The 25,139-nt window shown below is 65.6% G+C and carries 27 protein-coding genes; 15 read left to right on the forward strand and 12 right to left on the reverse strand.

From position 1 onward, the window contains the following. Nucleotides 1-24: 24 nt before the first annotated feature. From MF4836_RS25265 to MF4836_RS25275, 3 genes are all read right to left on the reverse strand, one after another. On the reverse strand, nucleotides 25-1,194 hold the full coding sequence (locus MF4836_RS25265; protein WP_078472579.1) for a p-hydroxyphenylacetate 3-hydroxylase oxygenase component: 1,170 nt from the start codon (nucleotides 1,192-1,194) through the stop codon (nucleotides 25-27). A 271-nt stretch (nucleotides 1,195-1,465) separates the two neighbouring features. Next, a complete protein-coding gene (locus MF4836_RS25270) occupies nucleotides 1,466-2,248 on the reverse strand; it encodes a hypothetical protein (protein WP_078472580.1) in 783 nt (260 codons plus the stop codon). Between the two features lie 61 nt (nucleotides 2,249-2,309). Further along, entirely contained in the window at nucleotides 2,310-2,681 is a 372-nt protein-coding gene (locus MF4836_RS25275) for a hypothetical protein (RefSeq protein ID WP_078472581.1), read from the reverse strand. A gap of 141 nt (nucleotides 2,682-2,822) precedes the next feature. Here MF4836_RS25275 and MF4836_RS25280 point away from each other — a divergent pair, with 141 nt between their 5' ends. From MF4836_RS25280 to MF4836_RS25310, 7 genes are all read left to right on the forward strand, one after another. After that, on the forward strand, nucleotides 2,823-3,329 hold the full coding sequence (locus MF4836_RS25280) for a sigma-70 family RNA polymerase sigma factor (protein WP_020298861.1): 507 nt from the start codon (nucleotides 2,823-2,825) through the stop codon (nucleotides 3,327-3,329). Next, complete coding sequence (locus MF4836_RS25285; protein ID WP_078472582.1) at nucleotides 3,326-4,294, forward strand: FecR family protein; 969 nt, start codon at nucleotides 3,326-3,328, stop codon at nucleotides 4,292-4,294. Before MF4836_RS25280 ends, MF4836_RS25285 begins: the two co-directional genes overlap by 4 nt. Before the next feature lie 98 nt (nucleotides 4,295-4,392). Then, nucleotides 4,393-6,840 (forward strand): TonB-dependent siderophore receptor, encoded by a 2,448-nt coding sequence (locus MF4836_RS25290; protein WP_078472583.1) that lies wholly within the window; start codon nucleotides 4,393-4,395, stop codon nucleotides 6,838-6,840. 254 nt (nucleotides 6,841-7,094) lie between these two features. Beyond that, on the forward strand, nucleotides 7,095-7,724 hold the full coding sequence (locus MF4836_RS25295; RefSeq protein WP_078472584.1) for a DUF6348 family protein: 630 nt from the start codon (nucleotides 7,095-7,097) through the stop codon (nucleotides 7,722-7,724). 231 nt (nucleotides 7,725-7,955) lie between these two features. Further along, nucleotides 7,956-8,489 carry an RNA polymerase sigma factor gene (locus tag MF4836_RS25300; protein ID WP_078472585.1) on the forward strand — a complete coding sequence of 178 codons (534 nt, stop codon included), beginning with the start codon at nucleotides 7,956-7,958 and terminating at the stop codon, nucleotides 8,487-8,489. After that, entirely contained in the window at nucleotides 8,482-9,444 is a 963-nt protein-coding gene (locus MF4836_RS25305; RefSeq protein WP_078472586.1) for a FecR family protein, read from the forward strand. Before MF4836_RS25300 ends, MF4836_RS25305 begins: the two co-directional genes overlap by 8 nt. A 104-nt stretch (nucleotides 9,445-9,548) precedes the next feature. Beyond that, on the forward strand, nucleotides 9,549-11,990 hold the full coding sequence (locus tag MF4836_RS25310; RefSeq protein WP_078472587.1) for a TonB-dependent siderophore receptor: 2,442 nt from the start codon (nucleotides 9,549-9,551) through the stop codon (nucleotides 11,988-11,990). 15 nt (nucleotides 11,991-12,005) lie between these two features. On the opposite strand, the gene MF4836_RS25315 is transcribed toward MF4836_RS25310, so the two are convergent. The 3 genes from MF4836_RS25315 to MF4836_RS25325 all read right to left on the reverse strand — a co-directional run bounded on the left by MF4836_RS25315 (nucleotide 12,006) and on the right by MF4836_RS25325 (nucleotide 14,455). Further along, complete coding sequence (locus tag MF4836_RS25315) at nucleotides 12,006-12,524, reverse strand: GNAT family N-acetyltransferase (protein ID WP_078472588.1); 519 nt, start codon at nucleotides 12,522-12,524, stop codon at nucleotides 12,006-12,008. A 118-nt stretch (nucleotides 12,525-12,642) separates the two neighbouring features. Then, nucleotides 12,643-12,939: a hypothetical protein gene (locus MF4836_RS25320; protein WP_078472589.1), complete on the reverse strand. Its 297-nt coding sequence runs from the start codon at nucleotides 12,937-12,939 to the stop codon at nucleotides 12,643-12,645. Between the two features lie 37 nt (nucleotides 12,940-12,976). Continuing rightward, nucleotides 12,977-14,455, reverse strand: a complete 1,479-nt coding sequence (locus MF4836_RS25325; protein WP_078472590.1) for a hypothetical protein — start codon at nucleotides 14,453-14,455, stop codon at nucleotides 12,977-12,979. Between the two features lie 346 nt (nucleotides 14,456-14,801). On the opposite strand from MF4836_RS25325, the gene MF4836_RS25330 reads away from it, so the two are divergent. After that, nucleotides 14,802-15,296, forward strand: a complete 495-nt coding sequence (locus MF4836_RS25330) for a PaaI family thioesterase (RefSeq protein ID WP_078472591.1) — start codon at nucleotides 14,802-14,804, stop codon at nucleotides 15,294-15,296. 18 nt (nucleotides 15,297-15,314) lie between these two features. On the opposite strand, the gene MF4836_RS25335 is transcribed toward MF4836_RS25330, so the two are convergent. Both MF4836_RS25335 and MF4836_RS25340 read right to left on the reverse strand, forming a co-directional pair. Next, nucleotides 15,315-15,653, reverse strand: coding sequence for a DUF5713 family protein (locus MF4836_RS25335; RefSeq protein WP_078472592.1), 339 nt, complete (start codon nucleotides 15,651-15,653; stop codon nucleotides 15,315-15,317). A 103-nt stretch (nucleotides 15,654-15,756) separates the two neighbouring features. Next, entirely contained in the window at nucleotides 15,757-16,605 is an 849-nt protein-coding gene (locus MF4836_RS25340; RefSeq protein ID WP_078472593.1) for a LysR family transcriptional regulator, read from the reverse strand. Between the two features lie 96 nt (nucleotides 16,606-16,701). On the opposite strand from MF4836_RS25340, the gene MF4836_RS25345 reads away from it, so the two are divergent. Next, nucleotides 16,702-17,364 carry a glutathione binding-like protein gene (locus tag MF4836_RS25345; RefSeq protein WP_078472594.1) on the forward strand — a complete coding sequence of 221 codons (663 nt, stop codon included), beginning with the start codon at nucleotides 16,702-16,704 and terminating at the stop codon, nucleotides 17,362-17,364. 52 nt (nucleotides 17,365-17,416) lie between these two features. After that, on the forward strand, nucleotides 17,417-18,376 hold the full coding sequence (locus MF4836_RS25350) for a 2-hydroxyacid dehydrogenase (protein WP_078472595.1): 960 nt from the start codon (nucleotides 17,417-17,419) through the stop codon (nucleotides 18,374-18,376). On the opposite strand, the gene MF4836_RS25355 is transcribed toward MF4836_RS25350, so the two are convergent. Next, on the reverse strand, nucleotides 18,364-18,993 hold the full coding sequence (locus MF4836_RS25355; RefSeq protein ID WP_078472596.1) for a DMP19 family protein: 630 nt from the start codon (nucleotides 18,991-18,993) through the stop codon (nucleotides 18,364-18,366). The genes MF4836_RS25350 and MF4836_RS25355 overlap by 13 nt on opposite strands. Before the next feature lie 169 nt (nucleotides 18,994-19,162). Between MF4836_RS25355 and MF4836_RS25360 the strand changes: the two genes are divergently transcribed. Further along, a complete protein-coding gene (locus tag MF4836_RS25360) occupies nucleotides 19,163-19,867 on the forward strand; it encodes a hypothetical protein (protein ID WP_078472597.1) in 705 nt (234 codons plus the stop codon). 6 nt (nucleotides 19,868-19,873) lie between these two features. Here MF4836_RS25360 and MF4836_RS25365 read toward each other — a convergent pair whose 3' ends face one another. Beyond that, nucleotides 19,874-20,758 (reverse strand): LysR family transcriptional regulator, encoded by an 885-nt coding sequence (locus MF4836_RS25365; protein WP_078472598.1) that lies wholly within the window; start codon nucleotides 20,756-20,758, stop codon nucleotides 19,874-19,876. 112 nt (nucleotides 20,759-20,870) lie between these two features. Between MF4836_RS25365 and argC the strand changes: the two genes are divergently transcribed. The 4 genes from argC (at nucleotide 20,871) to MF4836_RS25385 (ending at nucleotide 23,469) form a co-directional block, all read left to right on the forward strand. Next, nucleotides 20,871-21,800 (forward strand): N-acetyl-gamma-glutamyl-phosphate reductase, encoded by a 930-nt coding sequence (argC, locus tag MF4836_RS25370; RefSeq protein ID WP_078472599.1) that lies wholly within the window; start codon nucleotides 20,871-20,873, stop codon nucleotides 21,798-21,800. Nucleotides 21,801-21,920: 120 nt separating this feature from the next. Next, on the forward strand, nucleotides 21,921-22,352 hold the full coding sequence (locus MF4836_RS25375; RefSeq protein ID WP_078472600.1) for a hypothetical protein: 432 nt from the start codon (nucleotides 21,921-21,923) through the stop codon (nucleotides 22,350-22,352). A 384-nt stretch (nucleotides 22,353-22,736) separates the two neighbouring features. Continuing rightward, nucleotides 22,737-23,033, forward strand: coding sequence for a cyclic-phosphate processing receiver domain-containing protein (locus MF4836_RS25380; RefSeq protein WP_078472601.1), 297 nt, complete (start codon nucleotides 22,737-22,739; stop codon nucleotides 23,031-23,033). A 34-nt stretch (nucleotides 23,034-23,067) separates the two neighbouring features. Continuing rightward, nucleotides 23,068-23,469 (forward strand): hypothetical protein, encoded by a 402-nt coding sequence (locus MF4836_RS25385; RefSeq protein WP_078472602.1) that lies wholly within the window; start codon nucleotides 23,068-23,070, stop codon nucleotides 23,467-23,469. 23 nt (nucleotides 23,470-23,492) lie between these two features. Here the strand turns inward: MF4836_RS25385 and MF4836_RS25390 are convergent, their stop codons facing one another. Beyond that, a complete protein-coding gene (locus MF4836_RS25390) occupies nucleotides 23,493-23,906 on the reverse strand; it encodes an NUDIX hydrolase (RefSeq protein ID WP_078472733.1) in 414 nt (137 codons plus the stop codon). A 7-nt stretch (nucleotides 23,907-23,913) separates the two neighbouring features. Next, complete coding sequence (locus tag MF4836_RS25395) at nucleotides 23,914-25,137, reverse strand: MFS transporter (RefSeq protein WP_078472603.1); 1,224 nt, start codon at nucleotides 25,135-25,137, stop codon at nucleotides 23,914-23,916. Between the last annotated feature and the right edge of the window lie 2 nt (nucleotides 25,138-25,139).

Here is a 25,139-nt window from a genome sequence, read left to right on the forward strand (position 1 = left end):
AAGGGCTGCCCGCAGCGGGGCGGATCAAACCATGGTCGGGTCGGGCTCCAGGCCCATCAGCTCGCGACCGAGAATTTGCGCGCACACGTCATAGTCGGTGTAGGCATGGGCACCGGTCAGGTGGGCGTCGCGAAACAGCCGTTGCAGCTCGTTGCTCTCGAACCAGGCACCGCCACCCGCCGCTTCCATCAACCGATCCACGGCCTGGATGCACATCTTGGTCGCGTAGCCCTGGTTGGTGCGCCAGAAGGCCAGGGTCTCGCGGCTCGGGTACTCATGGCGCGCGCTGTGGTCGGCGTGTTCTTCCCAGGTCTTTTCCAGGAAGGCCCGCGCCGCCGCCACCTGGTGGGTGGACTCGGCGAGGCGCATCAGGGCCGGCGTCGCGGCCCCCACGGCAGCGCCGGTGTAGGCGCGCACGCGGTTGCGGGTTTTCTCGCGGAACACCTCGAGCATGCGCTCGGCCACCCCCAGGCTGACGGTGGAGAAGCCGCTGGCGAAATAAGGGCGATACGGTGAATAGAAAATCTTGCTGTCGGGGTACAGGCCAAAGCCGCCGGAGGTGCCCTCCATCATGTCCCGGGCTTTCTGGATGCGGTGCTCAGGAACAAACGCCTGGTCGATGATCAGGGTCTTGCTGCCGCTGCCGCGCATGCCCACCGCGTACCAGTCATCGCGGATCTGGTAGTCGCTGCGCGGCAGCACGGCAAAGCAATAGTCCTGGGTGCCTTCGGCGTTCTTGCGCCGGAATCCGACAATCGCCCACTCGGCATGGTCGCAACCGCTGCTCCAGCCCATCTCGCCACTGAATGTCACCCCACCCTCGACTTCCTCGGTACGGCCGAAGGGCGCGATGCTGCTGCTGGCCGTGGCGTCGGGGTCGTCGCCCCAGATTTCCTGCTGGGTTCTGGCCGGGAACATCGCCAACTGATGGCTGTGGGTGCAGAGCAGGCTCATGGCCCAGGCGGTGCTGGCGCAGGAGCCCGCCAGCAGGGCGATGCAGTCGGCGAACTGAGGCAGGGAAATTTCCATCCCGCCGAATTTCTTCGGCTGGAAGGCGCGGTGCATGCCGATGCTTTTCAGCAGCGCGATGTTCTCGGCGGGCAGCGTGCGGTCCTGTTCCGCCCGAAAGGCGTTGGCGGCAATGGCGGGCAAGATCGACTTCAGGTCTTCAAGCAGCGGGTTGGGCTTTTTCATGGACTGACTCTTTTATTATTGGCGTCTGCTGATCTCGCCTCAGCGCGTCGTGCAAGGCAGCCGACAGCGGAGCAATGGCGAAGATCAATGATCTGTGCCGAGTCAGTATGGGTAAGCGCAGGGCGATGAAAAATGCACGTTCCACCTGGAAGATTGCACTTTTCATAGGCAGGAGCCTGGCGCGAGCCGCCGTCCATTGCAGACGGCGGCCGAGGTCGAAAAGGACCTCAGGCCTGCTCCCCCGAAGCGTTGCGCAGTTGCTCTGCAGGCCTTACTCCACGTAGCGCAGCCACAGGTACGTCCGCCCGAGCACGGCCTGGGCCACGGTGTCTGCCAGCCCTTCGCGCTGCTCATCGGTGACGTTGTACAGCGCGCAAAAATCCGCGGCGACGGCGCGGGCGGTCTCCGGGTCGGCAGCGGTGGCCCGAAGAAACCCGAGGTAGGCCGCGCCGACCCCGATCAGTTGATAACCATGGCGCTGCGCCAGATGGCGCGCCACCGCGAAGTTGTGCACCGGCCCCAGGTCGCAGCTGAAGTAACCGTTGGGAAAGGCCGCCAGGGCCTCGCAGGCTTGCGCGACCGGCACCACCAGGGCCGAAAGCGGTTGATCGAGCAGCGCCAGCGGCTCCTGCTGATAGCCGACCCACTCCGCCAACCCCTCGGCATCCAGGGTCAAGCCATGGCTACAGGCGTCGCTGAACGACGCCCCGGCGGTGAGTGCGGCGAAGTTGCGCACACAGATCGGGAACTCGGCCTTGGTGGTCATAAAGCCCACGTACTCGCCGTCCTCGAAGCACTCGGGCGGCAGGCCCGCGAGGTCGAGTTCGGTCACCTGGTCGAGGTCGATGCTCTGACGCGCATGGCCCGAGGTGTAACGGGCCTGGGGCAGATCATCCAGCGACACCAGCGGCCGGCAGCCCGGGTGCCTGGCGAGGATCTGTGCGCAGGCCGCGAACAGCTCGTCGATATGGGTCATGGTGCTCAAGCGGTACTCGTCGCACAGTCCTTCGGAGGGGTTGCCCGGGGTGGCATTGCCGCAAAACTGCATGTCCATCGGATCGTCCTGTTCTCAATGTGATCGCCCACTCGGGGCTGGAGGGTTATACCGGTGCGCTTCAGCCGCGCAACAGGCGCTTGCGCGCCAAACGTTGCTGCCAGTTGCCGGCGTTGGACCGGGCGCATTGCTCTTCGTTGTCGAACTGCACATGGGCGGCCACCGCACTGACCTGCACCTGGGCCGCATCCAGGGCCTGGGCCGTCAGCTCGACCAGCCGTGCGCCCTGCCCGTCAACCAGGGCCTGGTCCTGGCTGGCCTGGGTGTCGAACACCCACAGCACCAGCAGGCTGGAGGCGAATGCCGCGTAATCGACCTTGTGGGTCAACCAGCAAAAACCCGGCACTTCGGCCTTGGCGGTTTCGCAGGCCTCGGTCAGGGTCGCTGCCAGGCGCCGTTCGGTGCGGGCCTGCTCGCGCTTGCTCAAGAGCATGGGTCGGTCCTTGAAGGGCAAAAAAAGACGCCAATCATACCCGAGCTCCCGACCATGGCGACGCCAGAGGCCGATTGCGGTGGTGATCCCGGGCCGGTTACTATTGCGAACGATTCACACTCACACCTGGAAAGCCAACCGGTGCAACCAACTTCAACCAGCAAGCTGGGGTTCTTTTTCAGCGACCATCACCGGTGGCTGCTGCAGCATATCCACAAGCGCCTGCGCAACCGCGCGGACGCCGAGGACACGGCTGCCGATACCTTCTGCCAACTGCTGGCGGCCCAGGTCGACCCCGACAGCATCGAGCAGCCGCGGGCCTACCTGTCGACCATCGCGCGCCGACTGATGTTCGATCGGCACCGGCGGCGGCAGTTGGAGCTGGCCTACCTGGAGCGCCTGTCACTGCTGCCCGAGCCGCTGGCGCCCTCCCCCGAGGAACAACTGCTGCTGCTCGAAGCCCTGGTGACCATCGACCGCGTCCTCGACGGCTTGCCGCACGTGGTCAAGGCCACTTTCCTCTACAGCCAACTGGACGGCCTGAGCTACGTGGCCATCGCGCAAAAGCTCGGGCTCTCGGAGCGCACCGTCAGCCGCTATATGAAGCAGGCCCTGTGCCAGTGCTACCTCAGCGAACTGACGCCATGAGCAAGGTGCGCCTGGACCCGGCCGCCGAACAAGCCATTGACTGGATGGTGCGCCTGCGCGCCGGCACCGCCGACAGTCGGCTGCAGGAGCGCTTCACCCTGTGGCTGAACGCCGACCCGAGCCATGCCCTGGCCTGGGAACGCTTGCAGCAGCGGCTCGGCGGCGCCTATCAGACGGTGCGCAGCCTGGATCGGCGCCTGCCGGGCCAGGCCGGTGAGGCGCGCCAGGTCCTGCTCCAGCCCCAGGGTTCACGACGCGACGTGCTGCGCGCAATGGCCGGCCTGGGGCTGCTCGGGGGTGGCCTGTGGCTGGGGGCTCGCAGCCCGCTGGGCGACTCATTGCTGGCCGATTTGCACGCCGGCCGCGGCCAGCGCCAGGACTTCACCCTGGCCGACGGCAGCCGCCTGAGCCTGAATGCCGACAGTGCCGTGGACCTGCGCTTCGACGCCCGGCAACGGCTGGTGATCCTGCGCCATGGCGAACTGGTGATCCAGGTCGCGCCCGACCCGCAACGGCCCCTGCGGGTACGCACCGCCCAAGGCGAAGTGCAGGCCCTGGGCACACGTTTTCTGGTCAACCAGGAAGCCGCCGCCAGCCGCGTGGTGGTGCTTGAGCACTCGGTGCGTGTGCAGCTGTTCGGTGGCGCCGAACGCACGCTGCAACAAGGCCAGGCGGCCCTGCTCTACCCGGACCGCATCGCTCCCCTGAACGACGACCAGCGCTACCGCGCCGACTGGCTCAGCGGTCGGCTCAACGTGCTGGATGACTCCCTGGACCACGTGGTGGAGGCCTTGCGTCCCTACAGCCGAGGGTTTGTCCGGGTCGCCCCCGAGGTGCGCAACCTGCGGGTGCAAGGGGTATTCCCGCTCAACGATCCGGATCGGGCGCTGTTGGCCATGACCGAGACCCTGCCGATCCGGGTCGATCACTACGGTCCGTGGCTGACCCTGATTCGCGGTAAGTGACGCGGCAACTATTTTTTGAAAATCTTTCTTATTTGTGTCTGGTTTTCATTTCTCGTCCCACCTATCTCCTGACGAGTTCAAACAATCAGGAGAATGCCGTGCTCAACCCTTGGCCTAAAGCCCTTTGCGTCGCCGTTGCCCTGGCGACCCTGGCCAGCCCTGCCCTGGCGCAGGAACAACGCTTGCCGTTCAACCTGCCGGCCGGCCCGCTGGCGGCCACGCTGAATGCCATCGCCAGCCAGAGCGGGCGCATTGTGTCCCTGGAACCGGCGCTGGTGCAGGACAAGCAGGCCTCGGCCGTGATCGGCCAGATGAGCCCCGACCAGGCCATGCACACCGCACTGACGGGCACTGGGCTGCAGCTACGGGTGACCGAACAGGGCAACTTCAGTGTCGAACCGGCTGCCGACAGCGCTACCAGCCTGCAACTGGGGGCGACCCACATCGTCGAACACAGCGTGGACGACCCCAGCATCACCGAAGGCTCGGGTTCCTATGCGGCCAAGGCCGTGACCATCGGCAAGGGCAGCCACAGCCTCAAGGAAATCCCGCAGTCGATCAGCGTCATGACCCGCAAGCAAATGGATGACCAGGGCCTGACCGACCTCAAGGACGCAGCCAACCAGACCACCGGCCTGGTGGGCGTGCAGGGCATCGGCAAGGGCATGATCCTGACCTCCCGCGGCTTCCAGATCGATGACTGGCAATACGACGGCGTGCCGATCCCGCGCAATATCTACGCCCTGGGCAACTGGGCGACCCAGGACCTGATTTTCTTCGACCGCATGGAAGTCCTGCGCGGCGCCTCGGGCCTGCTGCAAGGCACTGGCAGCCCAGGCGGCGCGATCAACCTGGTGCGCAAGCGCGGCCAGGCCAAGCCCACCGTGACCCTCACCGGCAAGGCCGGCTCCTGGGACCACTACGGCCTGCAACTGGACGCCGGCGGCCCGTTGAACGACAGCGGCACCGTACGCGGCCGCATGGTGGCCGATGAAGACCAGAGCCATTCGTTTATCGACTACGAGTGGAGCAAGACCCACTCGCTGTACGGCTCGCTGGACTTCGACCTGAGCGACGCCACCACCCTGGGCCTGGCCGTCAGCCGCACCGAGGCCGAGTCTCGGCCCATGGTGCGTGGCCTGCCGCGCTTTACCGACGGCAGCCCGTTGAACCTGCCGCGTTCCACCTACAGCGGCGCCACCTGGAACCATTCGCAGATCAATGTCACCACGCTGCAGGCCGATATCGAGCATCACTTCAACGACGACTGGGCCCTCAAGGTCGGCGCCGTGCGCATGAGCGAAGACAATGAATCGACCCACCAGCGAGTGCAATCCACGGCTCAAGGACTCAAGGCGGACGGCACCGGCATGACCTATGCCGACTGGTACACCGATTTCAACCACGAGAAGTTTGGCCTCGACATGAACCTCACCGGTCGCTTCGAAGCCTTGTCCATGGCCCAGGAAATCACCCTGGGCGGCAACTACTCCAAGCTGACTACCGACGACCGTTACGCCAGGACCTTCAACAACAGCAGCGATAGTGTCTTCGACATCGACCACCACCGCCCCGCAGTCAGTTTCGGCGGGCTGCTGGAAACCGCAGGCGGCCGCGCCACTTACGCCGAGTACGAAGTCCGGCAGAAAGGTCTGTACGGCAGCTGGCGGGTCAAGCCCATCGATCGCCTGACGCTGGTCCTGGGGTCGCGGGTCAGCTGGTTTGACTACTCCTACAAAGACGCCAACGAGCAGGCCATCACCCACGCCTACACCGTCAACGAACCGAGCACCATGACCGAAACCGGCGAGGTCACCCCCTACGCCGGCGTGGTCTACGACCTGAGCCAGGAATGGGCGGTATACGCCAGCTACACCGACGTCTTCGAGCCACAGACCGCGCGTACCGCCAGCGGCACCGCACTCAAGCCGGTGATCGGCAGCAACTATGAAGTCGGCCTCAAGGGTGAGCTGCTGGATGGCCGGGTCAACACCTCGGTGGCGCTGTTTCGCTACGACCAGGAAAACCGCGCCATCGAAGACCCCAACACCAATGGCGCCTGCGGCGGCGGCAACTGCTCCGTGGCGTCGGGCAAGGTCCGCAGCCAGGGGGTGGAAGCGGAGATCAGCGGCGAGGTGCTCGATGGCCTGCAACTGTCCGCCGGCTACACCTACAACACCACCAAGTACCTCGCAGACCCGCAAAACAAAGGCAAGGTGTTCAGCCTCTGGACGCCCAAGCACATGCTGCGGGTCTGGGGCGACTATCAGTTCAGCGGCGACTGGAGCCGGGTCAGCACCGGCCTGGGCTTTACCAGCCAGAGCCACACCCTGGGTTATGAACGCACCTTCGACGTGCCGGGCAGCACCCTTTGGAACGCCCGCCTGGCCTACCAGTTGAGCCCGGAAGTGGGCCTGGCGCTGAACGCCAACAACCTGTTCGACAAGCACTACTACGTCCCCGGCTACAACCAGCTCAATGGCAGCAACAGCTTCGGCGACCCGCGCAATTTCATGCTCAGCGTGAAGTACACCCCGCAGTTCTAAGCATCTGTTCACGCTCTGACGGGCGAGGCTCAGCATTGTTGACGCCCCATGAGCCAAGCGCAGCAGCGCGTGAACAGGCTCCAGGCCCTCGCCCCCGGCCGGGGTAATGGCAGGCGTCGAGTTGCCCCGGTCCTGTGGTGCGCGCGTGATCTGAACACGCGAGCACCACTTCCCGTCGAAAGGATCGTGCCGACCCCGTAGACTTGCACGCCCTGATCGTCGCCGAGCGACGTCGCCACTGGCCTGGAGTGCCCATGATTGACCCCGCCGAAACCCTGCTCGAACTCATCACCAGCCATGGCCTGGAGTGCGCCACCGAGGACGAGTGGGTCCTGCCCTATGGCGAGCTGCCCGCGATCCGCGCCAGCTGGTATCCCCAGGAGACACTAGGGCGCCTGTCGATCGATGTGCTGGTTGAAGCCGGCGTGCTGATCAATGAAAGTTTTGCAGGCCTGGGCGAGGGCGAAAAAGGCCTGGCCGATGCCTGGGCCAACTTTATGCGCAACTCGTTGCATGTGTTTCTGTCGGCCTTCTGGGACCAGACCGATGAAGAGCAGGTGCAACGTGCGGACATCACGGTCGCGGGCCAACCCCATCGGCTGTACCTGGGCAACATTGGCGTGCGGACCTCAGCCGGGGTCGACGTCTCGCCGCCCCCAATGCTGTTCGACCTGATCCAGCGCACCCTTGAACAGCAGACCAGCGCCAGCCGGGTAACGGCGTGCCGGGTGCTCTATGTCAATGTGAAGGGCGAGCCGACGTACGAGGCGCTGCTCAACAACCAGCCGTGGCCCCAGGCCCTGGAGGCGCTGCAACAGGCGCAGTGGCCGGAAACCGAAGGCTTCTACAGCTTCCGCCATTTTGCGCTGTGCATTGCACAATGATCTGAGCCAGCACGGTAGCCGCTGCCGAGCAAGGCGAGGCTGCGCTGACCGTCCCCAGCGCAGCCCCTGCCCCTGATATGCCCCGACGCCCTCGGCGGACCAGCGTCCAGCCTGCGCCAGCCGCTACGCCGGTTCGCAGGCCCTGGGCGATTAAGCTGGTAATGATAGGGATTCTCATTAGAATACCGCCGGTCATGCAGATGACGCATCAGGTCATGGGGGCAGAGGGTCATGGACACCGGGGACAATCAGCAAGAACTCAGCGTGCTGTTTATCGATCAGCGCGGGGCGTTGATTCGCATGCTGTCGCGGGTGGTCGGCTGCGCCAGCCTGGCCGAGGACCTGGCCCAGGAAACCTACCTCAAGGTGGCCAAGGCCCTGGGCACCCGGCCCATCGAACACTTGCGGCCGTTTCTGTACCAGACCGCCCAGTACCTGGCGTTCGACCACCTGCGCAACCAGCGCAGCAAGCGCCGCTTCGAATGCTCCTACAGCGATGAAGATCGGGTTGCCGAAGTTCCCACCACGGCTCCGGGCCCGGAAAGCCACGCCCAGGGCCAGCAGCAATTACAGCGTTTCCAGCAGGTGCTCGGGACCCTGCCCAAACGCCAGCAACAAATCCTCGTTTTGCATAAACTCCAGGGCCTGGCGCAAAGCGAGATTGCCCAGCGCCTGCAGGTTTCCCTGAGCACCGTGGAAAAAGACCTGCGCCACGCCCTTGAGGCCTGCCTCAAAGCCACCGACCTGCAGAGCCCCCATGACTGAACAGCGCCCCCATGCCCCGCCCAGCGCAGCGCTGCGAGCACAGGCCAGCCACTGGTTCAGCCAACGCGAGGCCATGGCCCACAACCCGCTGCTGCGTCAACGCTTCGAACAGTGGCACGCAGCCGACCCGCAACATGCCGCGGCCTATGCCGAGCTGCAAGCCCTGTGGAATGCCAGCGCGTTCGAGCAGGCCCTGCAACACCTGGCCCTCGACCTGGAACTGCCTCCGGCCCGCCCCCGGGTGCGCCACCACCGCCGTTGGCTGGCCAGCGCAGCGGCGCTGGTGTTGATGCTGGGCGCCGGCTGGATGGCCGATGTGCCCTTGCGCTTGCAAGCCGATCACCTGACCGCCGTGGCCCAGGTGCAGCGCCTGGAGCTGGCCGACGGCTCCCATGTCGTGCTCGGGGGCGACAGCGCCATCAGCAGCGAGATCAACGACAGACAGCGCCACATCCGCCTGTTGCGCGGCGAGTTGTACGTCGAAGCCTTCCACGACACCACGCGCCCGCTGACCATCGAGGCCGGCGAATCCACAGTGACCGTGGTCGGCACCCAGTTCAGCGTCAGTCGGCGTGAACAAGGGGTGACGGTGGCGGTGCGTGAAGGCCGGGTGCGCTTTGCCAACCACGGCGGCCAGCAGGCGCTGTTGCAGGCCGGCAACTGGCAGCAACTCAGGGACGGGCAGCTGCAAGCCTTGAACCTTGAGGGCGGCGAACGGCAGATGGCCTGGGTCAATGGCCGCCTGTCCTTCCAGGACCGGCCCCTGGCCGAGGTGCTGGGGGAGCTGCGGCACTATTACCCGGCGCCGATCCTGGTGCTCGACGACCGCGTGGCCCAGAGCCGGGTCAGCGGCAATTACCAGCTGGACGACCCGCTGGCGGTCGCCCAGGCCTTGAGCAAGGTGGCCTCGGCTCAACTCACCCGCCTGCCGGGTGGGATCCTGGTGATCCGCTGAAAAAGCCGGCCGTGAAATTCCTGAAAAAAGTTTTACGGCTTTGGTGATGCCAACCCGTCAAGGAGTTTGCTTTTGCAAATAATTCTTATTAGCACGGTGTCCGCATGCACTTCCCAACACTCAAGCCCAGCTACGCCACCTCCACTTTGGCCCTGGCCATCTGCCTGGCCTGCGCCCAGGCTGCGGCCGTCGAGCCGGCGACCGCCACATCGGACGATCAGGTGCTCAGCACCCATGCCTTCGCCATTGCCCGCCAGCCGCTGGCCAATGCCCTCGACCAGTTGAGCGAGCAGAGCGGGCTGCAGATTGCCTATGCGTCAGGCATGGCCCAGGGCATCGAGTCGCCGGGGGTCAATGGCCGCATGAGCACCCAGCAGGCCCTGCAAGAACTGCTGGCCGGCAGCCGCCTGGGCTTTGAGCGCAATGGCCCGAATGCGGTGCTGCTGACCCCCCTGCCCGAAGGCAGCGGCAGCCTGGAACTGGGCGCCACCAATATCGTCAGCAACCAGCTGGGCACCGTCACCGAGGGCAGCGGCTCCTACACCCCCGGCACCATCGCCACCGCCACCCGGCTGGTGCTCACGCCCCGGCAAACCCCGCAGTCGATCACCGTGATCACCCGTCAGCACATGGACGACTTCGGCCTCAACAACGTCGACGACGTGATGCGCCACACCCCGGGCATCACCGTCTCGGCCTTCGACAGCGACCGCACCAACTACTACGCCCGCGGTTTCTCGATCAACAATTTCCAGTACGACGGGATTCCTTCCACCGTGCGCAACGTGGCCTACTCGGCGGGCAACACCCTGAGCGACATGGCGATCTACGACCGGGTCGAGGTGCTCAAGGGCGCCACCGGCCTGCTCAGCGGCGCAGGCTCCCTGGGCGCCACCATCAACCTGGTGCGCAAGAAGCCCAGTGCCGACTTCCAGGGCCACGCCACCCTGGGCATGGGCTCCTGGGACAACTACCGCAGCGAGCTGGACCTGGGCGGCCCCCTGACCGAAACCGGCAATGTCCGCGGGCGTGCCGTGGCGGCCTATCAGGACAAGAACTCGTTCATGGACCACTACTCGCGCAACAGCTCGGTGTACTACGGCATCCTTGAATTCGACCTCTCGCCCGACACCCTGCTGACCGTCGGCGGCGACTACCAGGACACCAACCCCAAGGGCTCAAGCTGGTCCGGCAGCTTCCCGCTGATCAACTCCAGCGGCGGCCACAACGAAGTCTCGCGCTCGTTCAACAACGCCACCGACTGGAGCCGCTGGGAGCAATACACTCGCACCGCCTTCGCCACCCTGGAGCACGACCTGGGCGATGGCTGGATCACCAAGCTGCAACTGGACCACAAGATCAACGGCTACCACGCGGTGCTCGGCTCGATCCAGGGCGACCTGCCCAATGCCGACGGCACGGCCAAGATCACCCCGGGCAAATACATCGGCGAAACCATCAGCGACTCCGGCGACCTGTATGTCAGCGGCCCGTTCACCCTGTTCGGGCGCGAACACGAACTGGTGCTCGGCGGCTCCATCGGCACCTCGCACTGGACCGGCAAGAGCTACTGGGACGTCACCTACCAAAACGGCAACGTGGTGGATTTCAACCACTGGAACGGCAAACTTGCGGAGCCGGACTGGGGCCCGCTGCAATACCGCATCGACGAAGTGGTGCGCCAGACCGGGGCCTACATGAGCACCCGGCTCAACCTCAGCGACGACCTGAAACTGCTGCTGGGCGGGCGCGTGGTCAATTACCACCTGACCGGCCTGACCCCGTCCTACCGCGAGTCGGGGCGCTTCGTGCCTTACGTCGGTGCGGTCTATGACCTCAACGACACCTATTCGCTGTATGCCAGCTACACCGACATCTTCATGCCCCAGGAAAGCTGGAACAAAGACCGCGACGACAAGATCCTCGAACCCGACGAAGGTCAGAACTACGAACTGGGCCTCAAGGGCGAGTATTTCGAAGGCCGCCTCAACACCAGCCTGGCCTATTTCGAGATCCACGAAACCAACCGCGCGATGCCCGACGACGACTACAACAACCTGCGGCCCCAGCCGACCAACTACGCGTTCAAGGGCACCAAGGCCACGACCAAGGGCTATGAGCTGGAGCTTTCCGGCGAACTGACCCCGAACTGGCAGGTCCAGGCCGGCTACACCCACAAGGTCGTGCGCGACGAGAACGACGCCAAGATTTCCACCTTCGAACCAGAAGACCAGGTCAGCCTCTACACCAGCTACAAATTGCGCGGCCGCCTGGACGGCTTGACCGTGGGCGGTGGCGTGCGCTGGCAGAGCGTGGGCTGGCAGCCGATCTACAACGCGCCACTGGGCAAGTACGAAGATGTGTCCCAGGACGCCTACTGGCTGGTGGACCTGATGACCCGCTACCAGATCAGCAAAAACCTCTCGGCGACCCTCAACGTCAACAACATCTTCGACAAGTCGTACTACACCAACATCGGCTTCTATAACTCCGCCGCCTACGGCGAGCCGCGCAATTTCATGCTCAGCACCCGCTGGGACTTCTGAAGGCCCGGCTCGCCCTCAGCGACTCCACGCCTGCCGCTGCAAACGGTACAGCCGCACCGGCCGGGCGTGGAACTCCAGCGCCTCGAACTCGCTGAAACCGACCTTCTCGGCCACCCGCTGCGAGGCGCCGTGGGCCGGCTCGATAATCGCCACCAAGGACTCGACCTGCCCGGCGGCAAACACGTGATCGATCACGCCCCGCGCCGCCTCGGACGCCAGCCCCCGGTTCCAGTAGCGGGTGGCCAGGCGATAACCCAGCCCGGCCTCCTCGACCCCGGCCACGGTTTCCGGGGCCACTCCGCAAAATCCCACCAACTCGGTGCTTGCCTTGTCTTCCAGGGCCCAGGGGCCCATGCCATGGCTCGCATAACACCCCAGGCACCAATCGATAAACTGCGCCGTGGCCTGCTCATCGCACACGCCACGGATCGAATACTGCATCACCTGCGGGTCACTCAGAATCGCGGTCAATGCCGGCAGGTCATGGTGCGACAGCGAGCGGACGATCAATCTCGGGGTTTCAAAAACAGGCACAGTGGGCTCCTTGTGCACCAGGTCGGTGGGGGGCAAAGACTAGCAACTTCAGGCTGCATTGGCCGACCCCGGCGTTGCACAAACAGCCAGGCCCGTCGGTATCCGGCGCCCGGCCCGCTCAGTGCCAGTCGCGCAGGCAATGCATGCATTGCCGGGCGCGCCAGGTTCGCAACGGCCCGGCGCAAAATGCGCAGAAGGCGACTTTGACCCGGCAGGTGGGCTGCATGCGATGGTCGTAGTACTGGGTCAGGGTCGGCAAATCCACCCCTTCCCATTCGATAATCTTGGCCAGCACCGCGTCCCGGCCCTGGTCCAGAAAAGCGCCGATGGCGGAAAACGTCTGCACCGAAGGGCAGTAAGCGGTGATCTGCTGGCCGCAGCGATCGCAGGTACGCTGGCCGTAATCGCGGGTCATCCCGCCTTGTCCGACGCCTGGTAACACCGCCTCGCCCTCACTGCAAACCGTAGGAATAGATCCCGAGGTCGTTGCTGTTGTACCAGTTGCCCTTGGCCCAGATCACCCGGTCCTCGGCCCCCTGGAAACCCAGGGTGCCCAGATAGCCGTCGATGGCCAAACGCTGCCAGGACTGACCCCAATCCTTGGAGTAGAAGGTCGCGCTGGCGGAAATGCTGGCGTCCGACCACCCGTAAAGCCAGCGCGGCGGCCGGTGTTCGCTCCAGGTGTTGACCACCAGGCTGTTGCGTCCGACCCAGAAGTTGCCGCCCCGCAGGTGACTGTCCGAGGCCAGGGGCGCAAACACACTGGGCAGCTCGCTCAGCACGCGCCAGGCAAAGGTGGTGGTGTCCAGCTCGGCCACCCGATCGCGGCTCCCGGTCCCCTGGTCGATCACGCCGACGATCCGGCCGGCGCCGTTATCTTCCAGGGCGTCGACGTACAGGCCGTCTTCGCGCTGCAGCGACGTCACCTGCCAGTGCCCGCCGCTGCGTTGTAACTGGGCGCGGGTGGTGACAGTGGCCGCGATGTGGTCGCTGACGCCGTCCGGGTGGCTGCCCCAGAAACGTTGGGAAACCCAGAGCACCGCGCGCTGGGCATCGAGCTGCACGACATGGTTGCGGATCTCGCCATAGGGGTCGCCGCTGTGCCACTCCCGCACTTCGGGCCGCGTACCGTGGGCGTACTCGGCGGGCACCAGCAGCGACTCGGCGGCGACGATGGGCGTGCTGCTGGCCCCGCGATCGGCCGAGTAGAACAGCCCGGTGGCAATGGCACCGGGGCGGTCGGTGCCATCTTCGTTGTCCAGGCCGCTGGGGGTGCCCAGGGCCCAGATCTCATCCGGGCCATGGAAATACGGCCTGAGGTTCTCAGCCAGTGATTCGACCTGGGGAAACAGCCCCTGGCGCAGCCAGGTCCAGCTTTTGCCCTGATCGTCGCTGCGCAGGACCACGGTCTGGCTGATTGCATCGTCGCGGCCAGCGGTCTGCGGCCGTTTCAGGCCGGTCAGCAGAAACACACTGCTGCCGTCCGGGCTGGCCACCAGGCACGCCACCTCGCCGACCTGGGCAATTCGCTGAAACTGCCCGTTGGCGTCGAGCCGGGAGATAAAGGAAACCTCCTTTTCGCGGGGCTGCATCAAACTCGCAAAAGCCCCCGAGCCCTCCTCTTCCTGGGGCTCGCCGACCTTGCCGTAGACCAGCGCATCCAGGTCGAGCGCCTCGGGTGCAGCCGGCAACAGGTTGGAGCGCGCCTCAACCCGCCCCACCAGCCAGGTGCCCTGGGGCGTGGCGACCACGCCGGTGCAGTACTGGGTCATGGCGCGCTGCTGGGGGTCCTGCACGCGGCCCAGGGTTTGCCGGTCGGGGCTGGCGCCGCCCAGCTCAAGCCTGGCGCTGACGAGCATCCACACGTACCACAGCGCCGCGGCGCCGATCAGCACGACAGACAGGGTGACCAACAGTTTTGATCGAGGCATGGGGCGTCCGTATCCAGGGGGGGATCCCGAGGGTGGGGTCTCGGTCGAGTCAGGGCCGGTCAATATTCACGGCGCATCGGATGATAGGCCCCAAGCGCCACCGACGCGATCTGTCTTCAGCGAAATTGCGACCTGCTCGCCGATTCCCCGCGCGGATTCGTGGCGCAATCAGCCGGTAGGCTGGCGGGCCGCCTGTCCGCTGCGCTGATTATTTGCAGGCATGGGCAGCGCCAGGCCAATCGAACAATTATCATCCCCGACTCAAGGGCGCTCAGCGCGAACGCGCGACTCGCCGGCCCCGGCTCAAGGCCGAGGCAACCCTTTCCAAAAACAACAAGGTGCATCCATGGACGATCTCCCCCTGCAAGACAGCGCCGCGCCTGAAGGCGTCTGCTACGGCTGCGGCAGCAGCAACCCCCACGGGCTGCACATCAAGAGCCACTGGCACGAGGACGGGGTGCACGTGCTGGCCGAACATACCCCCGAAGCCAAATATTGCGGCTGGCCCGACCTGGTGTATGGCGGGCTGATTGCGATGCTGGTGGACTGCCATTCGAACTGGACCGCCATGGCTTACCACTACCGTGCGCAAAACCGTGAGCCCGGCAGCCTGCCGCGCATCGACTGCGTCACCGGCAACCTGGGCATCAAGTTCATCAAGCCGACGCCGATGGGCGTCGCCCTGACCTTGCGCGCCCGGGTCGACGGCCCGGTCGGGCGCAAGAGCAGGGTGATCTGCGAGGTCTACGCCGGCGACGTGCTGACGGCCATCGGCGACTCGGTGTTCGTGCGGGTCGATACCAGCCAGTTGGCGGCAAACGCCCATGGCCGGGAGGAGTGAGGCGCGGTCAGTGCCGGCTCACCAGTCGCGCGGGCTGATCAGCTCTTCAATGTCGGCATCGAAACCGTAGGCCGTGGCAATCGCCGCGACGTCGGCGCCGATGCACTCACGGGCGACGGTCTCGATCTCGCTGCCTTGCTCGTCGAACGCTTCGGCGAGGCTGTTGAACTGCTCGGTGGTGGCGTGAGTGAGGGCGTACAAGGCGTCCAGGTCCTTCGGGGCCTGGGCTTCGATGCTGGCGCACAGGGCCGCCAGCAGTTGCTGGCCCTTGGCGACCAGATGCGGCGGGTAGTACGAGTCCCCGGCCATCTCGGCCAGGAACGGATAGTGCTGCAGTGCCGGGTTGCTGATGCTCATGGCGGGCGCCTCTCCCTGGAGTTGAAACAGTACGGTCAAAGGGTGCCGGCGCACGTTAAACGCCCGGCTCCGTCCTGCCAAGAAAATAAGCGCCGTAACGCCCTCACAACTGCCCGAACGTGGCGATCAGATGATCCATCACCACCCGCACCGCCGGTGTTTTGCGGATGTCGGCGTGCACCGACAGCCACAACGTGCGCGTCAGCGGCGCGGCATCGACCTGGAGCCGGACCAGTTGCTCGTCCGCATCGCCCAGCAGGCAGGGCAACAGCCCCAGGCCGAGCCCGGATTTCACCGCCTGGTATTGGGTCTGCACATCGTTGCTGCGCAGCACAAAGGGCCGCGCGCCCGCGACGTCCAGTAGCCAGCGCTGCTGGGCAATGTGCTCCAGGCTGCGCTCGAAACCGATAAACACCCAGTCCTCGGGCGCGGTGCCGGCATGGCCCACATGCCCATAAAGGGCCAATGGCAACTGGCCCACCTTGCGCACGACACGGCCTTGCGCCTCGGGCCGCACCAGGCCCAGCGACAGGTCGGCCTCGCCCCGTTCAAGGGACGCCAGGGCCGGGGTCGCACTGAGCACCACCTGCAATTGCGGGTGGCTGCAACGCAAGCGCGCCAGGCTGGGGGCGATCACCAGGGACGCCAGGAGTGGCAGCGCGCTGATCACCACCGTGCCGCAAATGCCCGGGCCCTGGCCGCGCACATGCCGCTGCACATCGTTGGCGATAACGGCCATCGGCGCCGCCGCCCGCACCAGGGCCAGCCCCTGTTCGGTGAGCCGGGTGCTGCGCGGCAAGCGGTCGATCAACTTGAGCCCGGTACCGGACTCAAGGCTCGCCACCCGCCGGCTGATGGTGGTGTGATCAACCCCCAGCGCCTGTGCTGCCGCGGACAGCGAGCCGTGTTCGGCCACCGCCAGAAAATACTGAAGATCCTGCCAGTTCAACATGGCTGCATTTGCGCACGCTTGGTCTGCGTTTTCACGGGATTCACCGGATCCAGAGGTTTGAGAAGATGCGGCTCTGATGACTTGAGGAGCACCACGATGCTGAATTTATTCTATGCCGCCGGCGCCAGTTCCATGGCCGCGCATATTCTGCTGCATGAAGCCGGCGTGCCGTTTCGCGCCGAGCGGGTCGACCTGGCCAGCAAGACCTGGGCCCAGGGCGACTACCACCTGATCAATCCGAAATCCTGCGTGCCCGCACTGACCCTGGACGACGGCGACCGGTTGACGGAGTGCCTGGCCATCCTGACCTGGATCGCCGACCAGGCCCCCGAGAAAAACCTGCTGGCAGCCGCCGGCGAGCGGCGACGTTATCACGAACTGGAATGGCTCAGCTTTATCGCCACCGACCTGCACAAAAACTTCATCACCCCCGAGCGCCACAACGGGGTCGCCGCCAACTTCCTGTCCAGGACCGCCGAGGGCCAGGCCCAGACGCGGGTCCATGTGGCGCCGCGCCTGGCCTATGTCGACCGGCATCTGCAGGGCCGGCAGTTCCTGATGGGCGATGCCTTCACCGCGCCGGACGCCTACCTGTTCGTGATGCTGACCTGGGCCCGGCGCATCGGCCTGGATCTGGCGCCCTGGGCCCACCTCCAGGCCTTCGCCGCCCGGGTGGCCGCCAGGAGCTCGGTGCAGCAGACCGTCGCCGTCGAGGGGCCGCCTCATTCTTTGCACGTGGCGGGTGACACGTGCGTCTGATCGTCTAGGGTAAATAGGCCGTCCCCCCTCCCCCGACCCAGAGCGCACCGCCATGACCCGAGACCTTCTGGTTCTGATTGAATTGGCGCCACCCAGCCTTGCCCGCCTCGAGGCGGCGGGCTTCACCCTGCACCTGGCGCTCACTGCCCGGGAGCGGGCCCAGGCCATCAGGACCCTGGGGCCGAAGGTCCAGGGCGTATTGACCAACGGCTCCACCGGGCTTGCCGCGGCGGAAATCGAGGCACTGCCGAACCTGGGCATCATCTGTGCCCAGGGCGCCGGTTATGAACAGATCGATCTGCCCGCCGCTCGCGCACGCGGGATCCAGGTCAGTCACGGCCCGGGGACCAACGATGAGTCGGTGGCCGACCATGCCATCGCGCTGCTGATGGCCCTGGTGCGCGGCATTGTCCAGGCCGACGCGGCGGTGCGCCACGGCCTGTGGAGCCAATCGCGCCAGCCGCGGCCGCTGCTGTCGCGCAAGAACCTGGGGATCCTCGGCCTGGGCAATATCGGCCAGCAGATTGCCCGGCGCGGCGCCGGCGGGTTCGCCATGGCAGTGGCCTATCACAGCCGGCATCCACGGCCGGATTCAACCTTGCAGTACTTCCCGACGCCGCAGGCGCTGGCGGCCTGGGCCGACTTCCTGATCGTCGCCACCCCCGGTGGCGCCGGGACCTTGCACCTGGTGGATGCGGCGGTGCTGCAGGCCCTGGGGCCGGAGGGTTACCTGGTCAACATCGCCCGGGGCAGCGTGGTCGACAGCAGCGCCCTGGCCCAGGCCCTGCAGCAGCGGCAGATTGCCGGCGCGGCCCTGGATGTGGTCGAAGGCGAACCCGAAGTACCGAGCTCGCTGCTGGGCCTGGATAACCTGATCCTGACCCCGCACATCGCCGGGCGCTCGCCCGAGGCGGTCAGCGCCACCCTGCATTTGGTGATCGACAACCTGGAGGCGTTTTTTGCCGGTCGGCCGTTGCTGACGCCGGTGCCGGAGCAGGTTCAGCCCGGGTAGAAATGCCGCACCGCCAGGGCCGGGATTTCCATGGCGACGTCCCACAGCTTCGCGTCCAGTTCGACGCTGATCAACTCGTGCTCGTCATCGCTGAGCAGCCCCGGAATGTCCCACAGTTCCTTGAGTTGCGGATGGCCATCGAGGTGATCGATCAGTTGCCGCTGGCGGCTCACCAGCTCCCGGGTGCGCTCGGCGCCAATGGCCTGCAAGGCCGCCACGGCCAGGTCGTAGGTCTGGTCGCCCCAGTTGCAGAAAAACTGCAGAAAACCGCCGTTGTAGCCATCGGCCTCCAGGCGCCAGAGGGCGACGATCGCCTGATCCTTGGCACTCACCTGGTCCAGGTGCCACTCCAGGGCATGCAAACGCCCCAGGGCCTGGTTGCACAGGTGCTCCCAGATCCAGTCGATGCCATCGATGGTCACGCCGTCGGTAGCCAGGTGCGGCCAAACCACCGAAGTGCCCTCGTCAATAATCTGAAAATCGGCGCGCTGTGCGGCGCTGGCTTCTCGCAAGCGGTCGAAACGGGTCAGGTGCTGGCGCAATTCCAGGCCATCGGCCCAGCCCACGCAGAGCATGGTGTCGTCGAAGGTGATGCGGGTGATGGGGTTGTGGGGCATAAGGCAAATCCTGACGGGCATTGAAGGGGCTGTGGTGACGGGGTTGAGCGCGGGTACTATAGCGCGGCCCCAAGGGGCAGGCGCCTCTCGGATAGGCGCGCACCAGGCGGCCATGGCGGCGCGCCGAAGGAGAATCGCACACGGGCCGGCCCTGTGTCTGGAGACTGCAATGTATTGGAACCAACCGAACTTCGAAGGGCTGCTGACGCTGGCGGCGCACTTTGAGGCCCAGCCCGGACTGCAAGCGCTGGCGCAGTATTGCCGCATGCGCGAAAAAGGCCTGCGGCGTGAAGCGTTCAGCGCGCTGGAACAGTTCCTCGCGAGCGTATCGTCGTTCGACACCGCCACCCAGCGTGCTCTGGCCGTGGACATTTTCGAAGCCAACGCCCGGACCCACGAGGCGCATCATCTCCTGAACCAGCCGCTGATGAGCCGGTTCCTGCTGCCCACGCTCCAGGCCTGGGTCGACGAGCAACCCAACGCCCAGGTGCCGTTGCGCTGGCTCGGCTTGCAGCGCAATGAGCATGAACTGCTGCTCAGGGCCCTGGCCCTGAATCCGGCCGATACCCCGGTGCGCATGCGCCTGATCGACCATCACTTGTCCAGCGCCGACCATGCCACCCACCACCTCGATGAAAGCCATTTCATCGGCGAGGTCCAGTACGCGCTGGATGAGCTGGCCCGCGCCCAGGCCCTGATAACCGGCGCCACCGAGCCCGAGCGCTTGCAGCACCTGCACACCGAACTGCTGGCGTACCAGGACCTGATCGCCGACTGGATCGCCTACTCCAGGGCGCCGAGCGGCAGCTTCCCCCAGTGGTGCGCCGATCAGGGGCGCACCTACACCTACCCCGCCAAGTACTACTACCGCTGAGGCGCCCTACCCGGCACTCAGGCCGCGCAAGACGTGCAGCACGTGCTGGGTCGAGCGCTCGATGTCCTGGTCGCGGTGGGCGATTCCCAGTTGCCGCCAGAGCAAGGGCTGCAAGGGCCGCATGGCAATCCGGGTGTCCGGCAGCGGCGTGCTGGCCTCGTGGGGCAACAACGTGGCGCCGTAGCCGGCCACCACCAGGCTCTTGATCGCATCGTTGTAGTTGAGCTGGATCCGCGGCGTGGGCTGGGCCGCGCTGCTGGCGAACCAATCCGCGGTCAGGCGCGCCAGGCGGGTGCTGTGGTCATTCAGAATCAACGGCTGGGTGCACAGCCATTCGGGGGTGACCACGGCCGGCAATTCCCAGCGCGCCGGCAAAAAGGCCATGACCGGGTCGCGGCGCCAGGGCTCGATCAGCAAGCCTTTGACCGCGGTCTGCGGCAGCGCCACCAGGCCGATTTCCAATGAGCCCGCGGCCAGTTCCTGCAAACTTTCCTGGGAGGTCAGGACCCGCACCTGCACGTCGATATCCGGGTGACACTGGCTCAGGGTTTCCAGGGCCTGGGGCAGCAACTGGGCGATGGCCCCGGTGGAGGCCCCCAGGCGGACCCGGCCACTGAGGCCCTGGATCTGCCGCTCCACTTCCTGTAACGCCTGCTCGGCATCAGCCAGCAGCCGGCGCGCGCGCTCCACCAGGGTGGCGCCGATCACCGACGGCTGGACCTGCCCCCGGGTGCGCGACAGCAGCTTGCCCCCCAGCCGCGCCTCAAGGTCGGCGATATGCAGGCTGACGGTGGGCGGCGCCAGGTTCAGCACCCGCGCCGCTTCGGCAAAGGAACCCAGATCGGCAATTGCCACCAGGGTGCGCAGCCGGTCGAGGCTGATCTCACGCATGACCCGCTCCTCATTCAGAAAAACTGAATCTTATCGTTATTAAATTCAACTTTTCCTATCTTACCCGCTGACTGACCATGGGCGCCTCTCCTCTCCACTGTCCGAGAACCCCATGAGCACTCCACTGGTATTTATCGACGGCGACCAAGGCACCACCGGTTTGCAGATCCAGCAACGCCTGCACTCGCGCCGCGATCTGCAGCTGGTGACCCTGGCGCCTGAGCACCGCAAGGACCCGCAGCACCGCGCCGAGGCGATCAACGCCTGCGACATCGCCCTGCTGTGCCTGCCCGACGCCGCCGCGCGCGACGCCGTGGCCTCGATTGCAAACCCGGCGGTGCGCGTGATCGATGCCAGCTCGGCCCACCGCACGCATCCGGACTGGACCTACGGGTTCGCCGAAATGCACCCGCAACAGGCGCAGCGCATTGCCCGCTCGCGGCGGGTCAGCAACCCCGGCTGCTACCCCACTGGCGCCATTGCCCTGCTGCGTCCGCTGATCGAGGCCGGGCTGCTGCCCCGGGATTACCCGGTCACGATCAATGCGGTGTCGGGTTATTCCGGCCAGGGCCGGGCCGGCGTCGAGGCCTATGAAGGACCGAACGCGGCCCAGGCCACGCCGTTCCAGGTCTACGGCGTGCAACTGACCCACAAGCACGTGCCGGAGATCGAGCAACACAGCGGCCTCAGCCAGCAGCCACTGTTCGTGCCGGCCTACGGTGCGTTTCGCCAGGGCATTGTGCTGACCATCCCTCTGCAACTGCGGTTGCTGGCACCGGGGGTCGACGCCCCGCACTTGCAGGCCTGCCTGGATACCTACTACGCCGAGACACGCCACGTGCAGGTACTGCCCGCTGCCGAGGCGCAGGCCTTGACCCACCTCGATCCCCAGGCGCTGAACGGCACCGACGATGTGCGGCTGATGGTCTGCGGCGACGAACAGAGCGGCCAGGTGGTGCTGGCGGCGGTGTTCGACAACCTGGGCAAGGGCGCGGCTGGCGCGGCGGTGCAGAACCTGGATTTGATGCTGGGCGCCCTTTGATCGGCTCCGGCGTGCGCTTGTCGGCGCACGCCGGACGGGCAAAAAATACCCGCGTCATCGATCCGGCTGCTATTGTGCCGCGCTGTAAAAATCAGCCGCATGACTGTGAGGAAATGGACGTTGAGTAATGACGAAAAAATGACCGGGGATCTGTTCGAAGTCGATAAACGCCTGGCACTCAAGCCGGTGGTGGACTTCAACACCTATCTGCGTACAGCGTTCGGCAACGGCCCTTGCACCTGCAGCCGCTGCCTGGCCAGCGCCGGCGACGAAACCGGTTACGAGCACGCGCACAGCTTCAACTTCGACGGGCAGCAGGCCAACCGCCGCTTCGCCTCCACCGCCGGCAGCGACGTGTTGCAGGCCCTGAAGAAGGCCTGGTTGTCCTACACCAAGGCCGAGCTGGAAGTCAGCGGCGAACTGGCCCTGGACACGGTCAAGGAATTTGTCCAACCCGAGCTGCACAAGCGCCTCAAGCCCTTGTTCGTGGCCAGTGGCCTGGTCAAGGACGTGGATGGCAGCCTGCAGTTGCAGGCCCAGGCCGCCGCCTGATCCGCTTGGCATGGGCGGCGCCGTGACTCTGCGCCGCGAGGCGCAAAGCTGAGGCAAAAAAGGCCGATGCAGCGCCTGCTGCCAGCGCAGTCAGGGCTGCAACCCGCGCACGGCCTAGACCGGAGAAATGGTCGCCAGCATCCCGATCAGGATGGTTAAAGCCAGAAATCCACCGAGGAACATCGCCATCTTGAACATTGGGCATCCTAAATTATCAGTGCGGGTGACGGCGGCTGCGAGGCCGCGAAAGTTCGCGCTAGTGTGAGGCGATGGCTGTACTGATTACAGACGCAGATAGCCCGCAAAAATACGGATCAGATTGAAAAATACGGATCAGGCTGCAGACAAAACGCCGTCGATCAACCAGGGAGTGATCAGCCACCGATGAAAATCTACCTCGACGATGAGCGCCAGACCCCCGAGGGCTGGGTGCGGACCTACTGGCCGGACGAAGTCATCGCGCTGCTCAAGGCCGGCGGCGTGACCGAGATCAGCCTCGACCATGACCTGGGGGATGATGAGCGGGGCACCGGCTACGACGTGATCCTGTGGATCGAGGAAGCTGTGGCCCTCGACGGTTTTTGCCCACCGCTGATTCACGTGCATTCCGCCAACGCCTCGGCCGTGGAAAAAATGCGTGCCGGCGTCGGCTCGATTCTGCGCCTGGCCAAACAGAACTGAAGGCCCGCGAGGTTTCCCCAATGCGCTACCGCTCATGAGCAGCATCCTGTATGGGTTCATCCATTGCTTCAGCCGCGCGGAAGACGCTCAAGCCCATAACCAGGCGGTGCTCGACCGTTTGCCGGTATCCGGCGCACGGCTGACCAGGCCGCTCTTCGCCCTGACGCCGAACGCACGAGGCCAGTGCTACTACGGCCATCTGCTGCATTTCGCCGCCTATTACAAGGACGCCTGGCGTTTCGAGGATGACTGGCTGGTTGAGTTCGAAAGCCTGCTGCAACAGCTGTTCTGGGACAGCGCCGAAGTGATCCACACCTACAGCGGCGAACGCCGCAGCTGGCAGTCGCCAGGCACCCAGGCGCACTCCGGCGCCTGCGCGCTAACCGTCCAGCACCGACAACGGTTCGCCTCCTATCACCCGCCGGACGCGAGCTAAATAGCAGGCGGGCGCCTGCGAGCCTAGATGGGCCCCAGGCGCTGACGCAGAAAGGCCAAGGCGCCCTGGAACAAGGGATGCCACTGCGCAGACGGCTCACTGGCCAGGGGATGCCAAAAGAATCTGAATTCATGGCCACCGTCGTCTGCGGCAAAGTGCGTCCAGGTGTCAGGCAGGTCAGGTGCAACCCGACACTGATGGAACGCCCAGCGCTGGCCGGTCTGGGGGGCAACCCAGAGTCCCAGGTCAGCGATCACTTCGCCCTTTATCCCCGCCTCCTCGGCCAGCTCCCGGACCGCCGCGACCGCACTGGCTTCGCCCGGTTCGAGGCTGCCCTTGACCAGCTGCAAGCCCGCCAGGGGGTGGGCAAAGGCCAGGACCTGCAACGCCGCGGCATGCCGCAGCACCACGGGGCAGGCTTTATCTATTCGTGACATGCACACCTCAAGCCCGCGCCCCATCCCGATCCAGACCGCGCTGCACGAACCACGACAGCGGCCGCGTCAGCAGCAAGGTCGCCGCCAGCAGCATCACCGCATCCGGCACACCGGTCAGGTCGCCCAGCCTGCCAAACAGCACCGGTGCCAGCGCCCCGCCGCCGATGGTGCCGGTGTAGAAAATCGCGAACGCCTGCTCGCGCTTGCCGGCGCCCGCCAGGTCCGGCACCGCGCCGTACAGCACCGACGAGGTGCCATTGAGCGCCAGCCCGAGCAACGGCAGCATCAGCATCAGGCCAAACAGCGGCAGGTACACCGCGAGCACGATCAACAGCGCGGTGCTGAACTCGGTGAGCCACACGGTTTTCATCATGCCGATGCGCGCCCCCAGGTAACCGCACAGCAACTTGCCGAAGGCACCGCCGACAAACAGCAGGGTCAGCGCCAGCCCGATGCCCGCGGTGCCGGCGCCCTTGGCTTGCAGCAAAAATGGCAGGAAGGTCAGGAAACCCATGCGCACCGCACTGTCCAGGGTGCCGGTGAGAATCAGCGCCCGCAGCCCGCTGGCCGAGCCCTGGCCGACGACCGTCTTCGGCACCTTGGCCGCCATGGAGGACGTGGCCGCCCGGGACGGAATCAGCCACCACAACAGGCCGGCGGCAGCCAGGCCCAGCAGGCCCATCAGCGTGACGCTCGCGCGCCAGCTGAGCACCGTCAGCAACAGGCCGACCAGTCCCGGGATCAGGGTCTTGCCGATGTCGCCGGCGAAGTTGTATTGCGACAACGCTTCCTTGACCCCACCGCCCGCTTCATGGGTATCGGTGATCAGCGACGACGCCAGGGGGTGCTGGGTACTCGCCCCCAGCCCGCCCAGCAGCAAGGCCAGAAACAACACGCTCAAGCCCCCGGCCTGCCCCGCCAGCAGATAGGCCAGACCGGCCAGGGCCGTGCCGCCCACCAGCATCCGCTCACGGCCCCAACGTCGCGCCGCGCGACTGGCCAGCAACTGAAAGCCGGCCATCATCCCCGAGTAGGCACCGCGCAACAGCCCGACCTGGGCGAAGCTCAGGCCGAATTGCGCCTGCCAGATCGGCAGCAGGACATAGATCAGATCAGTGAGACCATCGTGCACCGCGTGGGCACCGCAGCCGGCGAACAATGAGCGGCGACGCACCGCTGCATCCGTGGAGGGCGGCTCGCCGGCAGCGACTTGGGCTTGGGAATTATTCATGG

It is taken from the genome of Pseudomonas sp. MF4836, from assembly GCF_002018875.1.
Lineage (GTDB): Bacteria > Pseudomonadota > Gammaproteobacteria > Pseudomonadales > Pseudomonadaceae > Aquipseudomonas.

Coding starts and splice junctions, on each gene's coding strand:
- MF4836_RS25265 (WP_078472579.1), bottom strand. CDS start 1,194: ATGAAAAAGCCCAACCCGCTGCTTGAAGACCTGAAGTCGATCTTGCCC.
- MF4836_RS25270 (WP_078472580.1), bottom strand. CDS start 2,248: ATGGACATGCAGTTTTGCGGCAATGCCACCCCGGGCAACCCCTCCGAA.
- MF4836_RS25275 (WP_078472581.1), bottom strand. CDS start 2,681: ATGCTCTTGAGCAAGCGCGAGCAGGCCCGCACCGAACGGCGCCTGGCA.
- MF4836_RS25285 (WP_078472582.1), top strand. CDS start 3,326: ATGAGCAAGGTGCGCCTGGACCCGGCCGCCGAACAAGCCATTGACTGG.
- MF4836_RS25295 (WP_078472584.1), top strand. CDS start 7,095: ATGATTGACCCCGCCGAAACCCTGCTCGAACTCATCACCAGCCATGGC.
- MF4836_RS25300 (WP_078472585.1), top strand. CDS start 7,956: ATGGACACCGGGGACAATCAGCAAGAACTCAGCGTGCTGTTTATCGAT.
- MF4836_RS25305 (WP_078472586.1), top strand. CDS start 8,482: ATGACTGAACAGCGCCCCCATGCCCCGCCCAGCGCAGCGCTGCGAGCA.
- MF4836_RS25310 (WP_078472587.1), top strand. CDS start 9,549: ATGCACTTCCCAACACTCAAGCCCAGCTACGCCACCTCCACTTTGGCC.
- MF4836_RS25320 (WP_078472589.1), bottom strand. CDS start 12,939: ATGACCCGCGATTACGGCCAGCGTACCTGCGATCGCTGCGGCCAGCAG.
- MF4836_RS25325 (WP_078472590.1), bottom strand. CDS start 14,455: ATGCCTCGATCAAAACTGTTGGTCACCCTGTCTGTCGTGCTGATCGGC.
- MF4836_RS25330 (WP_078472591.1), top strand. CDS start 14,802: ATGGACGATCTCCCCCTGCAAGACAGCGCCGCGCCTGAAGGCGTCTGC.
- MF4836_RS25335 (WP_078472592.1), bottom strand. CDS start 15,653: ATGAGCATCAGCAACCCGGCACTGCAGCACTATCCGTTCCTGGCCGAG.
- MF4836_RS25340 (WP_078472593.1), bottom strand. CDS start 16,605: ATGTTGAACTGGCAGGATCTTCAGTATTTTCTGGCGGTGGCCGAACAC.
- MF4836_RS25345 (WP_078472594.1), top strand. CDS start 16,702: ATGCTGAATTTATTCTATGCCGCCGGCGCCAGTTCCATGGCCGCGCAT.
- MF4836_RS25350 (WP_078472595.1), top strand. CDS start 17,417: ATGACCCGAGACCTTCTGGTTCTGATTGAATTGGCGCCACCCAGCCTT.
- MF4836_RS25355 (WP_078472596.1), bottom strand. CDS start 18,993: ATGCCCCACAACCCCATCACCCGCATCACCTTCGACGACACCATGCTC.
- MF4836_RS25360 (WP_078472597.1), top strand. CDS start 19,163: ATGTATTGGAACCAACCGAACTTCGAAGGGCTGCTGACGCTGGCGGCG.
- MF4836_RS25365 (WP_078472598.1), bottom strand. CDS start 20,758: ATGCGTGAGATCAGCCTCGACCGGCTGCGCACCCTGGTGGCAATTGCC.
- argC (WP_078472599.1), top strand. CDS start 20,871: ATGAGCACTCCACTGGTATTTATCGACGGCGACCAAGGCACCACCGGT.
- MF4836_RS25380 (WP_078472601.1), top strand. CDS start 22,737: ATGAAAATCTACCTCGACGATGAGCGCCAGACCCCCGAGGGCTGGGTG.
- MF4836_RS25385 (WP_078472602.1), top strand. CDS start 23,068: ATGAGCAGCATCCTGTATGGGTTCATCCATTGCTTCAGCCGCGCGGAA.
- MF4836_RS25390 (WP_078472733.1), bottom strand. CDS start 23,906: ATGTCACGAATAGATAAAGCCTGCCCCGTGGTGCTGCGGCATGCCGCG.
- MF4836_RS25395 (WP_078472603.1), bottom strand. CDS start 25,137: ATGAATAATTCCCAAGCCCAAGTCGCTGCCGGCGAGCCGCCCTCCACG.